Source organism: Sinomonas mesophila, from assembly GCF_001999765.1.
Classification (GTDB): Bacteria; Actinomycetota; Actinomycetes; order Actinomycetales; family Micrococcaceae; genus Sinomonas; species Sinomonas mesophila.
On record NZ_MTIC01000029.1, the window covers coordinates 20,004 to 33,513 of the forward strand.

Here is a 13,510-nt window from a genome sequence, read left to right on the forward strand (position 1 = left end):
GGTCACGTCCCTGGGACGCGGAGCCAATGTTAGGTCATTGACCCCGCAACGCTGGGAGGTGACCCCGCAACGCAGGGAGGTGACCCCGCAACGCTGGGAGGTGACCCCGCAACGCAGGGAGGTGACCCCGCAACGCTGGGAGGTGACCCCGCAACGCAGGGAGGTGACCCCGCAACGTGGGTGGGCTAGCCGGCCTTGGGGGCCGGGTCGTGCCGCACATACTCGCGCCGGAACCGCCCGGTCCCGGCGGTGAGCGCGCGGAGGTCGACGGCGTAGCGCAGCAGCTCGACATCGGGCACCTCGGCGGTGACCTCCGTCGTCTCCCCGCCCGCCGACGTCGTGCCCGTGAGCCGCCCGCGGCGCGCCGAGAGGTCGCTCATGACGGCGCCGACGTACTCGTCCGGGACGCTGATGGTCACGAGCGAGACGGGCTCGAGCAGCTGGATCCGCGCCGCCGCGGCGGCCTCGCGCAACGCGAGTGCCCCTGCGGACTGGAACGCGGCGTCCGAGGAGTCCACGCTGTGCATCTTGCCGCCGATGAGCGTCACGCGGATGTCGACGACGGGGAAGCCCTCCGCGACACCCTTGGCCATCTGCGCCCGGACGCCCTTCTCGACGGATGAGATGAAGGTGCCCGAGATGACGCCGCCCACGATCTTGTCCACGAACTCGAACCCCCCGCCGCGCTCGAGCGGCTCGACCTCGATGTCGCAGATCGCGTACTGCCCGTGCCCGCCGGACTGCTTGACGTACCTCCCGTGGCCCGACGCGGACTCGGCGAACGTCTCGCGCAGGGGCGTGACGACGTCGACCGTCTGGAGCTTGACGCCCTGGTCCCGCAGCCGGTCCAGCACGACGTCGGCGTGCGCCTCGCCCATGCACCACAGCACGAGCTGGTGCGTCTCGGGGTTCCGCTCGACGCGCAGCGTCGGGTCCGCGGCCGCGACCTTGCCGAGCGCCTTGGCGAGCGCGTCCTCGTCGCCGTGCGACGCCGCCTCGACGGCGACTGGCATGAGGGGCTCGGGCATGTCCCACGTGTCCACGAGCAGGGGCGCTTCGCGGGAGGACACCGTGTCCCCGGTCTCGGCGACGGCGAGCTTCGCGAGGGAGCACAGGTCCCCGGCCACGGCCGCCGGGACGGCGCGCAGGTTCGTCCCGAAGGGCGAGTACAGGTGCCCGATGCGCTCGTCGCTGTCGTGGTCGGGGTGGCCGCGGTCGGCGAGGCCGTGCCGGCCCACGTGGACCGGGGTGTCCTCGTGCAGGGTCCCGGAGAAGAGCCGCACCAGGCACACGCGGCCGAGGAACGGGTCCACGGTCGTGCGGACCACCTCGCCGGCGAGTGGCCCGTCGGGGTCGCAGCGCAGCGTCGGTGCGGGGGCGCCGTCGAGCGTCGTCGCGGGCGGGACGGCGTGCTCGAGCGGCGAGGGGAAGCCCCGGGTGAGCACCTCGAGGACCTCCGCTGTGCCGACGCCGGCCGTGGCCGACGTCGGGATGACCGGGAAGAACGAGCCTCGTGCGACCGCCGTCTCGAGGTCGGCCACGATGGCGTCGAGATCGATGTCCTCGCCGCCGAGGTACCGGTCCATGAGGGTCTCGTCCTCGCTCTCGGCGATGATGCCCTCGATCAGCTCGCCGCGCGCGGTCTCCCAGCCGGCGAGCTCCTCGGATTTCGCCGGCCGGGTGTCGGGCTGGAGCCGGTCGCCGGAGTAGTCGGAGACGGTCCCGGAGATGAGGCCGAGGAGGCCCGTGAGCTCGTCGCCGTCGCGCATGGGCACGTAGAGCGGCAGCACGGATTCGCCGAAGGCCTCGCGGGTCGCGGCGAGGGCGGCGTCGTAGTTCGCGCGCGGGTGGTCGAGTCTGCTGATGACGACGGCGCGTGGCATCCCGATGCGCTCGCACTCGGCCCACAGCGCGGTCGTCGCCGCGTCCACGCCGTCGACCGCCGAGACGACGAACAGTGCCCCGTCCGCCGCGCGCAGCGCCGCGCGCAGCTCGCCGATGAAGTCCGCGTAGCCCGGTGTGTCGATGAGGTTCACCTTGACCTCGCCGACGACGACGGGCGCCACCGAGAGCGCGACCGACCGCTGCTGCTTGACGGCAGAGGGGTCGGAGTCGCCGACCGTGGTTCCGTCCTCGATCGAGCCCCGGCGCGAGATCGCCCCGGTCGAGGCCAGGAGCGCCTCGAGCAGCATCGTCTTGCCGGCACCCGAGTGGCCCACGAGGGCCACGTTGCGGATCTGTTCGGGCCGCTCGACGACGACTCCCGGCCCCGAGACGTCGTTGCGGCCCGGTCCCTTGGCCGAGCTGGGTGTTCCTTTCCCCGACATGCGCACCTCCCGTTCACGGAGGTCTCCAGCCGGCGGATGGATCCCTCATCCGGTACAGGCCTTAATCCTGCTGCTTTCGGGGCGAGTGCGCGAGGGGTCAGAGCGATTCGGCCCCGCTTGAGCTGATCTTGAAGTTTTCTTGTCACCCGCATGGCGTTGGCGTTGAAGTCCCCGGCCGAGAGTTGTCAGTGCCGGCCGCTGGGCTGGCCGACAAGCACAGACCGGGCCGGCACGAGCCCGGCGGAAGACAAGGATACGACCATGGGCATCCGCCTCAACTCCACGTCAGGCAAAATCCTGGCCTCAGCCGCGCTGATCGGCGCCGCGGCGAGCGTTGCAGGCCTGGGCACGTACGGCGCCTTCACCTCCACGACGTCCGCGAGCGAGACGGTCTCCTCCGGGACCGTCGTCATCGGCCTCGGTGCCTCCGGCACGGCCGCCAACCGCCTCGACGTCGCGGCCACCGGGATCGTCCCCGGCGACTCGGTGCAGCGCGCCGTCACCCTGACGAACAGCGGCAACCAGGATCTCTCCGCCGTCACGCTCACGACGACGGCGACCACCTCCTCGATCCTCGACACCGACGGCGCGAGCGGCCTGCAGGTGACGATCGACCGCTGCTCGGTCGCGTGGACCGAGGCCGACGCGCCCAGCGGCGGCTACACCTACACGTGCTCGGGCACGACGTCGTCCGTTCTCGCCTCGCGCGCGATCATCGGCGCGAACGTCGCGCTCTCGAACCTCGCGGCGGTCGGCTTGGGGCAGACGGACAACCTGCGCGTCACGGTGTCCCTCCCGGCGGCCGCGAACAACGACTTCCAGGGGAAGTCGAGCACCGTCCAGTTCGCCTTCACTGGCACGCAGCGCACCGCGACGAGCAAGTGAACCGCTGACTGAGCCGGCTCCGACCAGAACCGCCAGGAGGCCGCGATGCCCACCGCCGTGTCCACCGACATGTCCGTCCTCGACGAGGCTGTCACCGAGACCCCCGGCGCCGCGCAGCCCGCCCGCGTCCCCTCCCGCGGGCGGGAGGCCCGGCGGAGCGACCTCCGGCTTCTGCTCGCCTCCGCCCGAGTGCTCGGGCGGGCGGCGCTGGGCCTCGCGGTCGGCGTCGCGCTCGCCGCGTTCCTGTTCCTCGCGGTCGGGCCGCGCGTGCTCGGCTACCAGACCTCGACGATGCTGACCGGCTCGATGGCGCCCATGATCAACTCGGGCGACGTCGTCGTGAGCGTGCGAACCCCGACTTCGCAGCTCAAGGTCGGTGATGTCCTCACCTACCACATCCCGGTCGGCGACCAGCGGGTCGAGACCCACCGCGTCATCGAGGTCACCCGCCCGGGCGACGGGACGACGCTCGTGCGGACGCGGGGCGACGCGAACAACGGGCTCGACCCCTGGACGGCCGTCATCACGGACAACGCCGTCTACACCACCGCCGCCGTCGTTCCACACCTCGGGGACGCCATCCGCTTCCTCCGGCAGGGAGGGGTCTCGACGGCGCTCATGTACGCCGCCGCGGCCGCCTTCGTGGCCGTCGCGCTGCACTCGATCTGGCGCCGGGAGGCCCGCCCGGCCCGGACGGAGAGTGGGTGACGACGACCGTGGAACCCGCGGAGATCCCGGTCCTCGACAGGGCATGCCTCGACGACCTGGCCTCAGACCTCGCGTCGCCGGCAGACGCCCGCGACTTCGCGGCGTCCTTCGTCAAGCTCCTTCCGGGCCGGATCCATTCCATCGCGGCCGCCCTCGACGGGGGGAGGACGGAAGCCGCCCACGTGTCGCTCGTGAGCCTCGCGGTGTCGGCGTCGATGGTCGGCGCCCTCAGGCTCGAGCGCGAGGCGCGCCTCCTCGATGGGGAGGTGCTGGCCGGCCGGGCCGCACTCGCCGCCGAGTCGGTCCGCCGCCTCGTGGACGACGCCGATGCCGCCTGCGCGGCCCTCGTCGAGGCCGTCGGGGTCGTCGGCTGGCCATGAGGCTGCCGCGTGACGGCGGCGGAGGGCCGGAAGGTCAGGCCGGAGGGTCAGGACTGCGGGGCCATCATCCCGTAGCCGACGCCGCGCACAGTGCGGATGAAGCGCGGGCTGCGGCCCCGGTCTCCGAGCTTGCGGCGGAGGTTGCCCACATGGACCTCGACCAGATGCTCATCCGAGGCCCACTCGTCGCCCCACACGGAGCGCAGGAGCATCTCGCGGGTCCACACCCGGCGCGGGGAGCAGACCATGAGCGCCAGCAGGTCGAACTCCGTGCGGGTCAGGGCGACTTCTTTGCCGTCGACCTCGACGACGCGAGCGTCGAGGTCGACGACGAGCGGGCCGTGGGCCAGCCTCTGGCCGTCGGGCGCCGGTGGCTCGGGCGCCGGTGGCTCGGGCGCCGGTGATTGGGTCGCCGGGACGTAGGGCGCCGGGACATAGGGGGCCGGTGCAGGCTGGAGGGGGGAAGCCGCGCGGGCAGGGGGAGCAGCTGAGGCCGGGAAGCCGGTTGAGGCCAGCGGGACCGGAGGAGCTGGCGGGGGTCCGGGATGGTCCAGGCCAGCGGCATCCGGGGCCGATGCCTTCGGCGCGGTGGCGCGCGGACGGCGGAACATGGCCTCGACCCTGGCCTGGACCGTGCGGGGGCTGAAGGGCTTGCTGATGTAGTCGTCGGCTCCGATCTGGAGGCCGATGAGCTCGTCGATCTCCTCGGCGCGGCCCGTGATCATGACGACGTACGCGTCGGAGAACTCCCGCAGCCGTCGGCACACCTCCGTCCCATCCAGGTCGGGCAGGTTGAGATCGAGCGTCACGAGGTCCGGCTCGTGCTCTCGGGCGAGGCGCAGACCCTCGGCTCCGGTGGCGGCCTCGGCCACCTCGAAGCCGTGCCGCTGCAGCGTCCTGGCCAGGAGCATCCGGACGTCGGCGTCATCCTCGATGACCACCGCGCGCCGATCGGCCAATTCGTGCTCCATAGACGTCAAGTCTGGCAGACGATCCAGCACTCCCACATCATTGGCCACTGCGACATCACTGGCCACAGCCAAGCCCGGACCGGGCACACCGGTTGAGAAAAACTTGAGCCTTTGTGCCGGGCGCGCTTGAGGGGTGGCTGGGAGCATGGCCTGGGGGTAGGGCATCAGAACAACACGGCAGGGAAGGCAGCGCCCGGATGGCACACGCAAGGGACACGGCGGTATCGCCGGGCCGCGCGCGATTCCGCCTCTGCGTGCTGGTCTCGGCCTGCGTCTCGGGCCTTGTCTTCGCCCCGGCGGGGGCGTGGGCCGCGTTCACCGGGGCCGGCGCCGCTTCCCTGCGGGTCGCGACATACAGCATCCCGGCGCCGGGGAGCGTGAACGCGAACTTCGTCTGTGGCCTCTCGGGCAGGCAGGCCACCGTCACGGTCATGGCGTACGGCAAGGTCGAGCGTGCGACGTCATACACCTTCACCCTCACCGCGCCGGACGGCACCAGCAGCAGCACCACGACGACCCTCGACGTCGTGACGCTCAGCCAGAGCTCCGCCTCCGTGGGAAGCGGCGTCTACACCCTCACCATCCAGGCCAGGATCGGGTCGTGGATTGGGGCGCCACTGATCCGGACGCACGTCTGCGGGCAGCAGCAGCAGGGATCGGGGTCTGGGGGATCGGGTTCCGGTGGATCGGGGGCTGGAGGATCAGGGGGCGGGGGAGCCGGCGGCACCGGATCAGGGGCCCCGTGAACCGCGAAATACAGGAAGTATCCTTTGCGTTATCGGGCTGACTTAGCCTAGCCTTACTGAGGTTCGCCTAACCCCAAGGAGCAGCCGAGTGCAGTCCCCGATCCTGTCCCGCCGAGGCTTCTTCGGCGCCGCCGGCCTCGCGGACGCGCCGGCCCCTCCGACACCGCGTATCGAAGGAGCCGTCGCATGAGCCGACCCACCTCCAGCAGCCGCCCGCGCACGCAGGCGCGCGCCGCCGTCGTGCGCCCCTTCGAGCTCACCGTCGCCGCCGTGCGGGACCTGACCCCGAACCTGCGCCGGCTCACCCTCGGCGGGACGAGCCTGCGCGACTTCGCGACCGACGCCGACGGCGCCACGTGGGATCTGCGCATCAAGGTGCTCGTGCCCTCGCCCGGGCATCCGCTCCCGCGCGTCGCCGAGCTGGCCGCGGCCGATCCGTCGGGCGACGGCGCCTCGTGGTACCAGACCTGGCTCGGGCTGCCGGAGGGAACGCGCGGCGAGATCCGCAGCTACACGGTCCGCGAGGCCCGGCTCGACGAGGCCTACCCGGAGATCGACGTCGACTTCGTCCTTCACGTCGACGCGGACGGCCACTCCGGCCCGGCCGCGACGTGGGCCATGGGCGTCGCGCCCGGGGACAAGGCGCTCGTGTTCGGCCCAAGCGCCGCCTCCGGCGAGTGCGCGGGCATCGAGTTCGCGCCCGGCCTCGCAGGCCACGTCCTCCTGGTCGGCGACGAGACGGCGCTGCCTGCGATCGGCGGGATCCTGCGCGACCTGCCCGCCGGCATGACCGGCCAGGCCATTCTCGAGGTGCCCGGCGCCGAGGACTTCCAGGACCTCCCGACCCGTGCCGACGTCGGCGTCACGTGGCTGGCCCGCGGCGAGCGCACCCACGGCGAACTGCTCACGGAGGCCGTGCGGGGCGTTGTGCTCGAGCCGTTCTGCGCCCCCGGCCCCGACGTCCCGGCGCGCGCCACGGCGGCGGGCGAGCCGCTCGACGTCGGCCCCGACCGCGAGCTGATGTGGGACACCCCGCAGTACCGCCGGCTCTTCGGCGCCGAGCCCACTGGCGCCGGCCTCGGCAATGCCTCCGGCGGCGCCGAGCCCGGCCCGGCGACCGTCCGCCCGTTCTACGCGTGGATCGCGGGGGAGTCGGGCATGGTCAAGGCGCTGCGGCGGTACCTCGTGCGCGACTGCGGGATCAACCGCGAGCAGGTCGCGTTCATGGGCTACTGGAAGCAGGGCGTGGCCCAGCGTTGACGGCCAGCGTTGAGGACCCAGCGTTGAGGGGTCATATCCCCCTGCGTTGAGGGGTCACCTGCGACGCGGGTCCCCTGCGACCCGGGTCACCTCGCGTTCACCCTCACGTCTACCGCGTGTGGCCTCGCGCGCTTAGGCTCCCGGGCGTGGCTGGAAGCGTTCGCGAGGGCCGAAGGAGATTTGTCGCCCTGGGCGACTCCTTCACCGAAGGCGTGGGGGACTGGAACCCCGGCCTGCCCAACGGCGTCCGGGGATGGGCGGACCGCGTCGCGGAGAAGCTCGCGAAGGCGGAGAAGGGCTGGGAGTACGCCAACCTCGCGATCCGTTCCAAGCGCCTGAGGCAGATCGTCGACGAGCAGCTCGAGCCGGCCCTCGCCCTCGAGCCCACCCTTGTGAGCGTCTATGCGGGCGGCAACGACATCCTCGACGTCGGCACCTCGATGGACCAGCTGCTCGGCGAGTACGAGGACTTTGTCCGGCGCCTCGCCGCGACCGGGGCGACGCTCGTGCTCTTCACGGGCTACGACGTCAAGGTGAACCCCCTCCTCGAGCCGCTCAAGCGCCGCAACTGGCAGTACAACGGCCGCGTCCGGGAGTTGGCCCGCGAGCTCGACGCCGTCCTCGTCGACTACTGGTGCTTCGACGAGTTCGCGGACAAGCGCCTGTGGGACGCCGACCGGCTGCACATGTCCAAGGCGGGCCACAAAGTCCTTGCACGCCAGGTCCTGGACCACCTCGGCGTCCCGCACCGCATGAAAACCAAGGAGTGGGAGCCACCCCTCCGGCGCACCCCCCGGGAGTGGGCGGGGGCCCAGCGGGCGTGGGTCCGCGACTGGGTCGTGCCGCTCATCGGACGCAAGCTCCGTGGCGTGACGCTGGGTGACTCGCTGTCGCCCCGCTGGCCGGAGCCTGTCAAGGTGCCGCGCCAGGGCGGCCTCCGCCGTTACGTCGAGAAGCACCCCGAGGCCCTCGCGCGCACGCCGGGCTGGGTGGGCTAAGGCCTCAAGGCCGGGGGAGCCACTCGTTGGCCACAGGCCCCATTGTTTTTCCAATTGTTTTGACAAAAAATGTCATGAACATTCCATTAATCGTCGTAACGCGTACCAATTTCGGTTGATATCGCTCCGCGGGGGCTGACACGATGGCCGCGGGGGACAGAGACCAATCAACCTTGAAGGAGGGAACATGGGCTTCTCGTTCGACAGGACTGCGGCAGTGATTGTCGCGGCGCTCGCCATCACGACTGGCGGGTCCACCGCGGCCTTCGCAGCCAACGCCAACACCCACACATCGACCGCCTCGACGGCCATCGCGGCCGTCCCGCTCGCCGAGCACGACGACGACTACCCGGCTCCCCCGCCCACCGATCCCCCAGTGACCGAGGAGCAGGTCGCCGCGGCCAAGGCCGCGTTCGCCGCCGCACGGGAGGCTGCCCGCGAGTCCGAGAAGGCTGCGCTGGAGGCCAACCGCGCTGAGGAGCGCGCGCTCCTCGACGCCGCCAAGGGCGGCGACGGCGACAAGAAGGCCGCCCTCGAGGCCTTCCACGACCTGAAGGAGCAGAACCGGGCCGAGCTCGCCGAGCTCAAGGACGCCAACCGCGACACGGTGGACGCCGCGAAGGCCGAGTACCAGCATCTCGTCTCCTCGTACGGAAAGCAGCACAGCCTGTAGCCGAGGAGGGGCGGCGCGGATTCCTGCGCCGATTCGCCTCGCAAGGCCCCGCCCGGATCCCTCCGGACGGGGCCTTGCCTTTGGGCGGAGGGCTCTCTCCGACCCACTAGGCTTGGCTGGTGCCTGACGTCTCAACCAATTCCCGGCGGATCCCGTGTCCTTCCCAGCCCTGAGCCGCAGCGGCGGACTGCACCCGGCCTGGCTGCTGACCCTCGCATTCCTGGCCACGACGGCGCCGCTCGCCACCGACCTGTACCTGCCCGGCTTCCCTCGCGTCCAGCAGGAGTTCGCGGCCACGGCCTCGGGGGTCCAGCTGACGCTCACGGGCTTCCTCGTGGGCATGGCGTTCGGGCAGCTCGGGTTCGGTGCCATCTCGGACCGCTTCGGCCGGCTGCGGCCCCTCCTGATCGGCAACGTCGGCGCCCTCGTCGCCTCGGTGCTCGCGGCCCTCGCCCCGTCCCTCGAGGTGCTCGTCGCGGCGCGGCTCGTGCAGGGCCTGTGCGGCGCGGCGGGGATCGTGATCGCGCGGGCCATCATCGTGGACCTCACCAAGGGCTCGGAGACGGCCCGGACCATGAGCCTCATGATGACGGTCGGCGGCATCGCCCCCGTCCTCGCGCCCTCGATCGGCGCGCTCATCGAGGGCCCCGTCGGCTGGCGCGGCATCATGTGGACGCTCGCGGCCCTCTTCGCGCTCATGATGCTGTGCGTCGCGACCGTGTTCCGCGAGACCCGCCCCCGCGAGCAGCGCGCCGCCCACAGCCTCCTCGGCGGCTTCGCCCAGCTGCTGCGCGTGCCCCGCTACCTCGGCTACGGCGCCCTCTTCGCCCTGACGTTCGCCGCGATGATGACGTACATCTCCGCATCCCCGTTCGTCTACCAGAACGTTATGGGCTTCTCGGCCGTCGGCTATGGCGCGATGTTCGGCGTCAATGCCGTGGGCCTCATCACCGCCGGCTACGTCTCCTCGCGCCTCGTCCACCGCTGGGGTCCCCAGCGCATGATCGGCGTCGCCGTGCCATCGCTCCTCGCGTTCTGCACGGCGGTCCTCGTCGTGTCCCTCCTGCCCGTGCCGCGGTGGATCCTCGCGGTGCCGATCTGGTGTGCCGTGACGAGCGTCGGCTTCATCATGGGCAACTCCACGGCCCTCGCGCTCGAGGAGGTCCGCCACGTCTCCGGCAGCGGCTCCGCCCTGCTCGGGTTCGCGCAGTTCATCTTCGGCGCGCTCGTCTCACCGCTCTCCGGCATCGGAGGCGAGGGCACGCCCCTGCCCATGGCGCTCATGATGACGACGGCGGCCGCCGCCGCGCTCGTCCTCGTCGCCGTCCTGCGCCGCCGCCCCGCGTAGAACGCCGCCGCGACGAACACGACGGCGGGCGGCAGGCCAGAGGCGACCGTCCCCATGAACTTCGCGCCGAAGGCCTGCGGACGACGCTACTCACGGCGATCGCTCCAGGCCGTTCCTAGCACCGCCGGGGGGGGCTGTACGATTCGGCGGTTTCCCGCGACCCAATCACAAGCAGGGTGTCGGGCATGTAGCTCGGCTGACCGTCCAGCAGTTCGCCCAGCGCTATGACCAGGTTCGCGCCGGAGGCGAAGTGGAGATTCATCGCCCATCGAAGGTCACTGGGCGGATCCGAATGAGAGAACGTGCACGCGGTGAGGCGCTCCCCGATGAGGCCGCGCCACCGTTCGGAGACGTCGGTGATCGTTACCTTCGGACTGGGGTCAGCTTCGCCGGGCCCACCCTGGACGAGGCCTTCGTTCCACGCGTCAGAATTCCAATGGATCCGCGTCGAAGGTGACGTCCGCCAATGCAGTGTCACCAGCCTCGAAATCATCGGCGATTTATTGTCGCAAGCGTGTCGGCTCGTAGAAGCCTACGCTGATCAGCGAGTCGTCGACTCGCACATCGGCATCACAGTAGCCTTTGGCTTCGACTTCCCAGGCGTCATGGTCGAAGTCCTGAGGGTAGAGCGCATGGATCTCGTCTTCAGCTCGGCCTTGCATGGTGCCCCACCACCCCGCCCATCCCGTAGTCCTATCCGACGGGGAATTCTCTCAGACATTCCTCGGCCTTATTTTCAGGTCACGCCGGAGTTGGGTAAGGCTCCCCGATTATCGACGTTGACCTACCTCGCGATGCCAGTAAGTGGCGTCCTCGCTCCCGGTGCGCAGCACCGCGTCCGGCAGTGGAGGTGCCGGCCACAATTGGAGGAGATAGAAGTCGACCGGCTGATCAGAAAATTCGCCCTCCCTTCCTTGATCTCGTCCGTTTGCGCTGGCTCGCAGCCGGTAGCTGCCCGGCGGGATGCCAGGTAGCACACCGCCGCTCAGGCCCGCCCAGGAGCTCCACCGCATCTCGTGTCCTTCGGGGAGGATAAATGACACCTCGACGACGTCCTCCCAGGGGGCATCGGCATCATCCTTGGGCATTGCTTCCAACAGAACGATGCGTACGGGCGAGCCGCCCGACCGGCGGGCCAGGTTCACATACACGCGATCGGGATCAGAGGCCCCGACCAATCCGTTGACCTGCCCGGCGAAGAAGCGATCAAAATCGCCGTCGAAGCCGCCGTCCTCCGTCCAGACGAGGTCGAATTGTCCGTAGTCGGTCTCGACAACTTGGTCTAACACCACTCGTTCCACGGCATCAGACTATGGTCGCGAAGGCCAGGAGCAGGAGGAGGGCCGGGGACGGACTACCGTCCGAGGTCCGCGGGCGCGAAGCTCCACAGCTCGGCGGACATGCCGACCGGGCGCTGCCGCTCCGCCGAGCCCTCGGCGCCCTCGGCGCCCTCGGATCCCGCGGCGGGGCGCCCGTGCCCGTGCCCGAACGCCGCCGAGTTCTTCCACGCCTCGAAACTCTCCTCGTCCGCCCAACGGGTCACAACGAGCCAGACGTTGCGCCCGTCGGTGGGCTGCAGCAGCTCGAAGCCCTCGAAGCCGGGCTGGCCGTCGACGGCGCCGGCCCGGGCGGCGAAGCGCCGGGCGAGCTCGTCGCCGGAGTCGGCGGGGACGGTGATGGCGTTGATCTTCACGATGCTCATGCCCACGATCCTCGCAGGTCCGCCCGGGCCCCGTCGCGTCCGAGACGCAACCTGACTGCCACCCCCCGCCGCTAGACTCGCCGGGAGCAGCGCACCCGGCCCCGGACGGCCGGGAGCGCCACGTGTTCAGGGCACAGCGAAGGAGCAGCGCATGACCACCTGGCGGATCAGGGACTTCCACCCCTCGGACCTCGACGGGATCCTCCACCTGTGGAGCGCCATGACGGCCTCGGGCATCGAGCCGGTCTACTCCCTCTCCGAGGTCCTCGCGAGCTGCCAGAAGGACCACGCGGTCGTCGCGCTCCACGGCGACGATGTCGTCGGGGCCGCCGTGGGGCGCGCCGCCCACGAGCAGGGTTGGATCGTCTTCCTCGCGACCCTGCCCGAGTGGCGCTCGCGCGGCATCGGCACGGCGCTGCTCTCGGCGCTCGAGAACCGCATGGCCCCGCTGGGCCTCACGAAGCTCTCGGCTCTCATGCCGGATACCGAGACCCGCTTGGAAGCGTTCCTCTCCCGCGGGTTCAAGGACGTCAAGAACCTGCGCTTCTTCGAGCGCCAGATCCCCGTCCAGCGCACCGAGCTCGAGCCCCTCGCCCTGCTCGGCGGCCGCGTCCTGCCGCGCGACCTGTGGGAGAACGTCGCGGGCATGAAGCGCGAGAAGCAGCTCCTCGAGCGCCGCCTCGTGCTCCCGCTCGCCCAGGCCGAGCTCGCGGACGAGTTCGGCGTCGTGCCGCCGCGCGCCGTCGTCCTCTTCGGCCCGCCCGGGACGGGCAAGACGACGTTCGCCAAGGCCATCGCGTCCCGGCTCGAGTGGCCGTTCGTCGAGGTGTTCCCGTCCCGCCTCGCCGGCGACCCGGAGGGCCTCGCGGGCGCCCTCCGCACCACGTTCACGGAGATCGCCGAGCTCGAGCACGCCGTCGTCTTCCTCGACGAGGTCGAGGAGATCGCGTCCCACCGCGCGGGGGATCCGCCGAGCCCCAACCAGGGCGTGACCAACGAGCTGCTCAAGATCATCCCGGCCTTCCGCGAGCAGCCCGGCCGCCTCCTCGTCTGCGCGACGAACTTCATCCGCGCCCTCGACTCGGCGTTCCTGCGCCACGGCCGCTTCGACTACGTCATCCCCATCGGCCTGCCCGACGCCGAGGCCCGCCTGGCCATGTGGCAGCGCTTCATCCCGGACGCCGTCATCGGGGACGTGGACATCGACGCGCTCGTGGCCCGCACCGAGGGCTTCTCGCCCGCGGACATCGAGTTCGCGGCCCGCTCGGCGAGCCAGCGCGCCCTCGAGAAGGCGGTCTACGGCGGCCAGCACGCGGGCGGGTCGCCGGCGTCGGACGACGGCGCCACGTCCGCACAGCGAGCCAGCGGGCAGCCGGCGGGGCGGCGCGGGCCCACCACCGAGGACTACCTCGAGGCGATCGGCGAGACCAAGACGACGGTCGGCGCGGAGGTCGCGGCGGCCTTCCTCGAGGACATCGACGAACTGGCCCGCGTGTGAGCCGACCGCACGCC

General features: G+C 71.1%; 13 protein-coding genes. 9 read left to right on the forward strand and 4 right to left on the reverse strand.

Features of this window, described 5'->3' with window-relative positions:
- Window positions 1-185 precede the first annotated feature (185 nt).
- Window positions 186-2,327 carry an elongation factor G-like protein EF-G2 gene (locus BV907_RS16995; RefSeq protein WP_077490937.1) on the reverse strand — a complete coding sequence of 714 codons (2,142 nt, stop codon included), beginning with the start codon at window positions 2,325-2,327 and terminating at the stop codon, window positions 186-188.
- A gap of 261 nt (window positions 2,328-2,588) precedes the next feature.
- Here BV907_RS16995 and BV907_RS17000 point away from each other — a divergent pair, with 261 nt between their 5' ends.
- From BV907_RS17000 to BV907_RS17010, 3 genes are read left to right on the forward strand one after another with little or no spacing between them, the layout of a single operon-like run.
- A complete protein-coding gene (locus BV907_RS17000; RefSeq protein ID WP_077490938.1) occupies window positions 2,589-3,212 on the forward strand; it encodes a TasA family protein in 624 nt (207 codons plus the stop codon).
- A gap of 45 nt (window positions 3,213-3,257) precedes the next feature.
- Window positions 3,258-3,920: a signal peptidase I gene (locus BV907_RS17005; RefSeq protein ID WP_245828052.1), complete on the forward strand. Its 663-nt coding sequence runs from the start codon at window positions 3,258-3,260 to the stop codon at window positions 3,918-3,920.
- Complete coding sequence (locus tag BV907_RS17010; RefSeq protein ID WP_077490939.1) at window positions 3,917-4,300, forward strand: hypothetical protein; 384 nt, start codon at window positions 3,917-3,919, stop codon at window positions 4,298-4,300. Before BV907_RS17005 ends, BV907_RS17010 begins: the two co-directional genes overlap by 4 nt.
- A 47-nt stretch (window positions 4,301-4,347) precedes the next feature.
- On the opposite strand, the gene BV907_RS17015 is transcribed toward BV907_RS17010, so the two are convergent.
- Window positions 4,348-5,271 (reverse strand): response regulator transcription factor, encoded by a 924-nt coding sequence (locus tag BV907_RS17015; RefSeq protein ID WP_077490940.1) that lies wholly within the window; start codon window positions 5,269-5,271, stop codon window positions 4,348-4,350.
- A 197-nt stretch (window positions 5,272-5,468) separates the two neighbouring features.
- Between BV907_RS17015 and BV907_RS19010 the strand changes: the two genes are divergently transcribed.
- From BV907_RS19010 to BV907_RS17040, 5 genes are all read left to right on the forward strand, one after another.
- Window positions 5,469-6,017, forward strand: a complete 549-nt coding sequence (locus BV907_RS19010; protein ID WP_077490941.1) for a hypothetical protein — start codon at window positions 5,469-5,471, stop codon at window positions 6,015-6,017.
- Between the two features lie 186 nt (window positions 6,018-6,203).
- Window positions 6,204-7,277, forward strand: a complete 1,074-nt coding sequence (locus BV907_RS17025; protein ID WP_077490942.1) for a siderophore-interacting protein — start codon at window positions 6,204-6,206, stop codon at window positions 7,275-7,277.
- 146 nt (window positions 7,278-7,423) lie between these two features.
- Window positions 7,424-8,275 (forward strand): SGNH/GDSL hydrolase family protein, encoded by an 852-nt coding sequence (locus BV907_RS17030; protein ID WP_245828053.1) that lies wholly within the window; start codon window positions 7,424-7,426, stop codon window positions 8,273-8,275.
- A gap of 187 nt (window positions 8,276-8,462) precedes the next feature.
- On the forward strand, window positions 8,463-8,948 hold the full coding sequence (locus BV907_RS17035; protein ID WP_077490943.1) for a hypothetical protein: 486 nt from the start codon (window positions 8,463-8,465) through the stop codon (window positions 8,946-8,948).
- 154 nt (window positions 8,949-9,102) lie between these two features.
- Window positions 9,103-10,296, forward strand: coding sequence for a multidrug effflux MFS transporter (locus BV907_RS17040; protein ID WP_077490944.1), 1,194 nt, complete (start codon window positions 9,103-9,105; stop codon window positions 10,294-10,296).
- A gap of 770 nt (window positions 10,297-11,066) precedes the next feature.
- Here the strand turns inward: BV907_RS17040 and BV907_RS17050 are convergent.
- Window positions 11,067-11,597: a hypothetical protein gene (locus BV907_RS17050; RefSeq protein ID WP_139346854.1), complete on the reverse strand. Its 531-nt coding sequence runs from the start codon at window positions 11,595-11,597 to the stop codon at window positions 11,067-11,069.
- A 53-nt stretch (window positions 11,598-11,650) separates the two neighbouring features.
- Window positions 11,651-11,998 (reverse strand): antibiotic biosynthesis monooxygenase family protein, encoded by a 348-nt coding sequence (locus BV907_RS17055; RefSeq protein WP_077490947.1) that lies wholly within the window; start codon window positions 11,996-11,998, stop codon window positions 11,651-11,653.
- Window positions 11,999-12,149: 151 nt separating this feature from the next.
- On the opposite strand from BV907_RS17055, the gene BV907_RS17060 reads away from it, so the two are divergent.
- Entirely contained in the window at window positions 12,150-13,496 is a 1,347-nt protein-coding gene (locus tag BV907_RS17060; protein ID WP_077490948.1) for an ATP-binding protein, read from the forward strand.
- The last annotated feature ends 14 nt before the right edge of the window (window positions 13,497-13,510 follow it).